Genomic DNA, 7,098 nt, shown 5'->3' on the forward strand with positions numbered 1-7,098 from the left:
CGGCCGCCGGGGCGGGTCCAGCCGCGGCCCACCACGCGACCGGCCTTCACGATGACACAGCCCACCGCCGGGTTGGGCCAGGTCCGCCCGAGCCCGCGGGCCCCCAGCCGGAGCGCGTGGGCCATGTGATCGGCGTCGGTCACTCTTCCGCGGGGGCCGAGGGACGCAGTTCGGAGACGAACTTGTCGAAGTCGTCCGCCGCCTGGAAGTTCTTGTAGACGCTCGCGAAGCGGACGTAGGCCACCGTGTCGATCCGCGCGAGGCTTTCCATCACGATCTCGCCGATCACCTTCGAGGGAATGTCGGTGTCGCCGAGGCTCTCCAGCCGCCGCACGATGCCCGAGATCATCTGGTCGATCCGCTCCGGCTCGATCGGCCGCTTCTGCATGGCGATGCGGATCGAGCGCTCGAGCTTCGTGCGGTCGAAATCCTCGCGCTTGCCGGACGATTTGATCACCACGAGGTCGCGCAGCTGCACCCGCTCGTAGGTGGTGAACCGTCCCCCGCAGGCCGGGCAGAACCGGCGGCGGCGGATCGAGACATGATCCTCGGCCGGGCGGCTGTCTTTCACTTGGGTATCGATATTTCCGCAGAACGGGCAGCGCATCGCGTCTCCCTCCCTCACGCCTCAGGTCGGGGACGCGGCCCGCCGATCTACAGATCCGGGGTGCCCCTCTCGTTATCCACAAGACCATAGCCAGAGGCCGATGGGTTGCACAGCGGAAATCGAGGGCCCCTAGATGAGGGGGCGGTTCTGTGGCACACGAGACTCAGGCGGACAAGGGCGCGGTGTCGTCTTCGGCGCCGGAGGGCTGCGGCCGCCCGGCCGCAGCGTCGAGCCGATGGCCCGATCAGTCGTGGATCGGCGGATCCTTGCGGCACAGCGCGCGCGCATGGATGGCGCTCAGCGAGGCATCCTTGGAGCCGAGGATGAAGAGGCCGGTCTTGCTGGCCGCCCCCTGAGGCGAGAGGCCGAAGCGCACGCCCTGGGCCTGCCGCCGCGGCGGTTCGCTCAGGCGCCAGATCCGCGTGGTCGGCACGAGACCCTGCGCCATCACATAGTCGCCCGCCGCGCACCAGCTTTCGCCCGGCCCCTGCCCCGGGCTGCCCACGACGAGGAACGTGCCGTCGGCGTCAGGCCGGACGATCTCGCCGTTCTTGGCAATATAGGCCGCGGCGGGACCGGCGAGGGTCGCGGCGGCGAGGGCTGCAAATGTGAGAGCGCGGATCATGGCGCCGTTCCTTACTGATCGAGGAAACTCCGCAGCTTGCGGCTGCGGCTGGGATGTTTGAGCTTGCGCAGCGCCTTGGCTTCGATCTGGCGGATGCGTTCGCGCGTCACCGAGAACTGCTGGCCCACCTCTTCGAGCGTGTGGTCGGTGTTCATGCCGATGCCGAACCGCATCCGCAGAACCCGCTCCTCGCGCGGGGTGAGGCTGGCCAGGACCCGGGTGGTCGTCTCCTTCAGGTTCTCCTGAATGGCGGAATCGAGCGGCAGGATCGCGTTCTTGTCCTCGATGAAGTCGCCGAGCTGGCTATCTTCCTCGTCCCCGATGGGCGTCTCGAGCGAGATCGGCTCCTTGGCGATCTTCATCACCTTGCGGACCTTCTCGAGCGGCATCTGCAACTTTTCGGCCAGCTCCTCGGGCGTGGGTTCGCGACCGATCTCGTGCAGCATCTGGCGGCCCGTCCGCACCAGCTTGTTGATCGTCTCGATCATATGGACCGGGATACGGATCGTGCGGGCCTGGTCGGCGATCGACCGCGTGATGGCCTGCCGGATCCACCAGGTCGCATAGGTCGAGAACTTGTAGCCGCGGCGGTACTCGAACTTGTCCACCGCCTTCATCAGGCCGATGTTGCCCTCCTGGATCAGGTCGAGGAACTGCAGCCCGCGGTTGGTGTATTTCTTGGCGATCGAGATCACGAGACGCAGGTTCGCCTCGACCATCTCCTTCTTGGCCTGACGGGCTTCCTTCTCGCCCTTCTGGACCTGGTTCACGATGCGGCGGAACTCCGAGATGTCTACGCCGACATACTGGCCGACCTGCGCCATCTCGCCCCGCAGATCCTCGACGCGATCGCGGCTCTTCTCCATCAGGGTCTGCCAGCCGCGGCCCGACTTCGCGGCCATCCGCTCGGCCCACATCGGATCGAGCTCGTAGCCCTGATATTCGTCGATGAACTCGCGCCGGTTGATGCGGGCCGCATCGGCCAGCTTCACCATGGCCGAGTTGATCGACATGATCTTGCGGTTGATGCCGTAGAGCTGGTCGATCAGCGCCTCGATCCGGTTGTTGTGCAGGTGAAGCTCGTTCACCAGCAGCACGATCTCCGAGCGCAGCTTCTGATAGGCGGCCTCGTCCTCGGTCGTGAAGCGGATATGATCGTTCAGCGTGGCCGACATGCGCCGGTTCTGCATTTCCGCGAGCTTGCCGTAATCGCGGGCGATCAGCTCGAGCGTCTCGAGCACGCGCGGCTTCAGCGCGGCTTCCATCGCGGCGAGCGACATGGCCGAGGCCTCGTCGTCCTCGTCCTCTTCCTCGGCGCGGCTGATCGGGTTGCCGTCGGCGTCGAGTTCCGGCTCGGACGAGGCCGACCGGCGCGGCGCGGGCGCGGGAGCCGCGGCCACCTCGACCTCGTCGAGCTCCGGCCCGTCGATGTCATCGTCGCCGTCGCCGTCGAGCGAGCGGCCGAAGGTCGCCTCGAGGTCGATCACGTCGCGCAGCAGGATGTCTTCGGACAGAAGCTCGTCGCGCCAGATCGTGATGGCCTGGAAGGTCAGCGGGCTCTCGCAGAGACCGGCGATCATCGTGTTGCGGCCGGCCTCGATGCGCTTGGCGATGGCGATCTCGCCCTCGCGGCTCAGCAGCTCCACCGAACCCATTTCGCGCAGATACATCCGCACCGGATCGTCGGTGCGGTCGAGCGTCTCGCCCTGCGTTCCCGCCACGGCGATCTCGCGCGATCCCGAGCCCTGCTCGACGAGCTCGCCCGCAGGCTCGCCCTCCTCGGCCTCCTCGTTCTCGATGACGTTGATGCCCATCTCCGAGAGCATGGCCATCACGTCCTCGATCTGCTCGGACGAGACCTGGTCCTGCGGCAGAACCGTGTTGAGCTGATCGTAGGTGATGTAGCCGCGCTCGCGCGCCTCCGCGATCATCCGTTTGACGGCGGCCTGGCTCATGTCCAGCGAGGTTTCGGCGTCCTGATCCTCGGGTTTGCCGTCGTCAGTGTCTTTGACTGCCATGGATGCTCCTCAGAAGCGCGGAGGGTGGTCTTGCCGAAGCGAAGGTCGAATCGTCGGGACGATATAGCGAATCAATAGCTCGAATCACAGGCGGGGGAAGCGCCTCAGCCCCTTTTCTTTACCCAGATCTGGCGATCGATCATCTCCTGCAGCGATCTCGACAGGGCGGCTCGGTCTTCGCCAAGGTCGGACGAGTCGTCAAGACGGGCCCGTTCGGCACGATGCCGCGCCTCGGCGGCCTGCGACAGGCGCCACGTCAGCCCCTCGTCCACGAGACCCGCCAGATCCTCGACCGCCTCTTCGATTTCCTGCCGTGCGCCGCGCCGGGCCTCGAGCTTCGCGAGTTCCTCGGCCAGGCACATGCGCGCCATCTCGAGATCCCCGGGGTGGCGCACCGACGGGCAGATGCGAACATGGGTCAGCGCCAGCAGCCTTTCAAGGGCCGGGCCCGCCTCGGCGCGGATCACGCCCCGCGCCGTGTCGGCCTCGGCCATGCCGGCGGCGGCGAGGAGCACCCGGTGCAGCGTCCGATGATCGGGATCGGACAGTTCCAGCGCCTCGAGCGCCGTCTCGAACTCGTGGATCAGCGTCGGATGCAGCGCGCAGGTGGCGAGAATCACCCCCAGCCGCATCTCCTCCTCGATCCGCTCGCCGGCGGCCGTGGCCAGCAGCGAGGCGCGCGTCGAGGGAAGGGGCGCCACCGCCATCGGCTCACGCCGGCCTCCGCGGTGGAAGGCGCGCCGCGGCACGGAGGTGCCGAAGATCTCCATCCGCAGCCGGTTCAGCTCGTCTCCGTAGTGCCGCCGGATGCTCGGGTCCGCGATCCGCTGCACCGCCGCGCGCAGCCGCTTGTCGAGAGCCGCGCGCCGCTCGGGACTGTCGAAGACATGGCCTTCGGTCTCGCGCCGCCACAGAAGCCCCACCATCGGCTGCGCCGCCTCGAGCACGCGCCCCATGGCCGAGGCGCCCTCGGCCCGGATCAGATCGTCCGGATCGAGCCCCGGCGGTAGCACCGCAAAGCGCAGCCCCTGCCCCGCCTCGAGCAGCGGCAGCGCCAGATCCACCACCCGCAGCGCGGCCCGGATGCCCGCCGCATCCCCGTCGAGCGCGATCACCGGCTCGGAATGGATGCGCCACATGAGGCGCAGCTGATCCTCGGTGATGGCGGTGCCGAGCGGGGCCACGGTGGCCCGGAACCCCGCCTCCGACAGGGCGATCACATCCATGTAGCCTTCGGCCACCACGAGCGGCTGGCCCTTGCCCGCCGCCTCGCGCGCCGGACCCACATTGTAGAGGTTGCGCCCCTTGTCGAAGAGCGGCGTCTCGGGCCCGTTGAGATATTTCGCCCGCGCCGCCGGATCCATCGCCCGGCCCCCGAGGCTGATCGCCCGCCCCCGCGCATCCCGGATCGGAAAGATGATGCGGCCGCGGAACCGGTCGTAGGGCGCGTCGCCCTCCTCGGGGCGCGCGCAGAGCCCGGCCTCGACCAGCAGATCCGGCGCGATCCCCTTGCCGGTCAGCGCCTGGAACAGGGCCTGCCGCCCCTCCGGCGCAAAGCCGATCCCGAACCGCTCCTGCCCCTCGGGCGACAGCCTGCGCCGCGCGAGATAGTCGCGCGCCGCCGCAGCCGCCCCGGTGCGCAGCTGCAGGCGGTAGAACTTCACCGCCTCCTCCATCACCTCGGCAAGCTGGCTCCGCCGGTCGGCCTTCTCGGCCGCCCGCGGATCGCGGGCCGGCATCGCCATCCCCGCCTCGCGCGCGAGGATCTCGACCGCCTCCATGAAGCCCACATTCTCGGTGTCCTTCACGAAGGCGATGGCATCGCCCTTCGCATGGCAGCCGAAGCAGTAATAGAAGCCCTTGCGGTCGTCGACGTGGAAGCTCGCCGACTTCTCCTGATGGAAGGGGCACGGCGCCCAGAAGTCGCCCTTGCCCTGGTTCGACTTCCGCAGATCCCACGTCACCTTGCGCCCGACCACCTGCGAGAGCGGGACGCGGTTGCGCAGTTCGTCGAGGAATCCGGGTGGCAGGCTCATGGTCCGGTTATCGTGCCCCCCCGCGCCTCTGTCCAGCGGCCTCCGCCGCCCGCGAGAGCCCGCCCCTTTTCATTCTGGCCCAAATATCCCGGGGGTGTGGGGGCAGCGCCCCCACTCTTCCCTCAGAGCCCCTTCGAGCGGTAGGTGGCCGCCACCCGGCGGATCGCCACGATATAGGCCGCCACGCGCAGATCCTCGGCGCCTTCCGCCCCGTGCCAGACCTCGCGCATCGACTGATAGGCGATGCGCATCGTGTCATCGAGGCCCGAGCGCACCAGCGCCAGCTCGTCCGACCCTTGCATGAACTTCTGCTTGAAGTCGGGCGCGAGTTGCCAGCCCAGGCCCTGGTCCGCCGAGAGCCGCTCGAGCTCCTCCACGAGGGCGCGCGAGCGCGCCTCCTCGGCCCGCCGCTGCATCCGGCCGAAGCGGATGTGGCTGAGGTTCTTCACCCATTCGAAATAGGAGACCGTGACGCCGCCCGCATTGGCATAGAGATCGGGCACGATGACCGTGCCCTTCTGGCGCAGGATCTCGTCCGCGCCGAAGGTGATCGGGCCGTTCGCCGCCTCGATGATGAGCGGGGCCTTGATCCGCGCCGCATTCTCCCGGGTGATGACGCCCTCCATCGCGGCCGGGATCAGGATGTCGCATTCCTCCTCGAGCAGCCGGCGTCCGTCCTCGAAGAAGTCGGCCTGCGCGAAGCCGCGGATCGAGCCCGTCTTCATCATCCACTGGCGCAGCTCCTCGACCGGGATCCCGTCCGGATTGACCAGCGCCCCGTCGCGCTCGATCACGCCCGTGACCTTGGCGCCATCCTCCTCGGTCAGGAACTTCGCCGCGTGATAGCCCACGTTGCCCAGGCCCTGCACGATGATCCGCTTGCCGTCGAGATCGCCCGAGAGTCCCGCCCGCGCCTTGTCCTCGGCATGGCGGAAGAATTCGCGCAGCGCGAACTGCACGCCGCGCCCCGTGGCTTCCACCCGTCCGTGGATGCCGCCCGCATTGATCGGCTTGCCGGTCACGCAGGCGCGCGCATTGATGTCGGCCGTGTTCATCCGCGCATATTGGTCGGCGATCCAGGCCATCTCGCGCTCGCCCGTGCCCATGTCGGGGGCGGGCACGTTCTGCGCCGGATGGATCAGGTCGCGCTTGGCCAGCTCGTAGGCGAAGCGCCGGGTGATCTGCTCGAGCTCATGCTCGTCCCATTCGCGCGGATCGATGCAGAGCCCGCCCTTCGAGCCGCCGAAGGGCGTCTCGACCAGCGCGCATTTGTAGGTCATGAGCGCGGCCAGCGCCTCGACCTCGTCCTGGCTCACCGACAGGGCATAGCGGATCCCGCCCTTCACCGGCTCCATATGTTCGGAATGGACCGAGCGGTAGCCGGTGAAGGTGAAGATCTTGCCCCGCAGCCGCACCCCGAAGCGCACGGTATAGGTGGAGTTGCAGACCCGGATCTTCTCCTCGAGGCCCGGCGAGAGGTCCATCAGCGCCACGGCGCGGTTGAACATCAGATCGACGGATTCGCGGAAACTGGGTTCTGCGGCTTGCATGTCAGGCCTCCTCCTCGAGACGGGGCGCGGAGTGCGCCCCTCGGGGGAGAAGCTAGACCGCCCGCGCAGGATTTGCACCCGCTGCCGTCACGTCGACGAACACGGGCAGCGAGGGTCACTTCGAGCTGAACGTCTACAATCCGATGATGTCCACTACGTGCTGCAATCCATGCAGCTTCTGGGCGATGCGGCGGGCGGCTTCACCGACAACATGGGGGTGGGCACGCAGGAGCGGCGGCGGCGGCCGTCTCGGCGCGCCGGC

5 protein-coding genes and 1 pseudogene are annotated in these 7,098 nt (G+C 68.2%); all 6 read right to left on the reverse strand.

The window, feature by feature from the left end; translation table 11 throughout:
- Positions 1–125, reverse strand: a pseudogene (locus A9O63_RS23460) (bifunctional diaminohydroxyphosphoribosylaminopyrimidine deaminase/5-amino-6-(5-phosphoribosylamino)uracil reductase RibD); the annotation flags it as partial.
- A gap of 14 nt (positions 126–139) precedes the next feature.
- Positions 140–607, reverse strand: coding sequence for a transcriptional regulator NrdR (gene nrdR, locus A9O63_RS17005; RefSeq protein ID WP_002720557.1), 468 nt, complete (start codon positions 605–607; stop codon positions 140–142).
- Positions 608–851: 244 nt separating this feature from the next.
- A complete protein-coding gene (locus A9O63_RS17010) occupies positions 852–1,232 on the reverse strand; it encodes a hypothetical protein (RefSeq protein ID WP_069332996.1) in 381 nt (126 codons plus the stop codon).
- Between the two features lie 11 nt (positions 1,233–1,243).
- Entirely contained in the window at positions 1,244–3,250 is a 2,007-nt protein-coding gene (gene rpoD, locus A9O63_RS17015; protein ID WP_069332997.1) for an RNA polymerase sigma factor RpoD, read from the reverse strand.
- A gap of 104 nt (positions 3,251–3,354) precedes the next feature.
- Positions 3,355–5,286 (reverse strand): DNA primase, encoded by a 1,932-nt coding sequence (dnaG, locus tag A9O63_RS17020; RefSeq protein WP_069332998.1) that lies wholly within the window; start codon positions 5,284–5,286, stop codon positions 3,355–3,357.
- 122 nt (positions 5,287–5,408) lie between these two features.
- Positions 5,409–6,836 (reverse strand): Glu/Leu/Phe/Val family dehydrogenase, encoded by a 1,428-nt coding sequence (locus A9O63_RS17025; protein ID WP_069332999.1) that lies wholly within the window; start codon positions 6,834–6,836, stop codon positions 5,409–5,411.
- Positions 6,837–7,098: the final 262 nt, after the last annotated feature.

This window comes from Cereibacter johrii (assembly GCF_001720585.1).
Classification (GTDB): Bacteria; Pseudomonadota; Alphaproteobacteria; order Rhodobacterales; family Rhodobacteraceae; genus Cereibacter_A; species Cereibacter_A johrii.

Bases quoted from the DNA above. Each gene is read 5' to 3' on its own strand.
- nrdR (WP_002720557.1), bottom strand. From the start codon at position 607: ATGCGCTGCCCGTTCTGCGGAAATATCGATACCCAAGTGAAAGACAGC.
- A9O63_RS17010 (WP_069332996.1), bottom strand. From the start codon at position 1,232: ATGATCCGCGCTCTCACATTTGCAGCCCTCGCCGCCGCGACCCTCGCC.
- rpoD (WP_069332997.1), bottom strand. From the start codon at position 3,250: ATGGCAGTCAAAGACACTGACGACGGCAAACCCGAGGATCAGGACGCC.
- dnaG (WP_069332998.1), bottom strand. From the start codon at position 5,286: ATGAGCCTGCCACCCGGATTCCTCGACGAACTGCGCAACCGCGTCCCG.
- A9O63_RS17025 (WP_069332999.1), bottom strand. From the start codon at position 6,836: ATGCAAGCCGCAGAACCCAGTTTCCGCGAATCCGTCGATCTGATGTTC.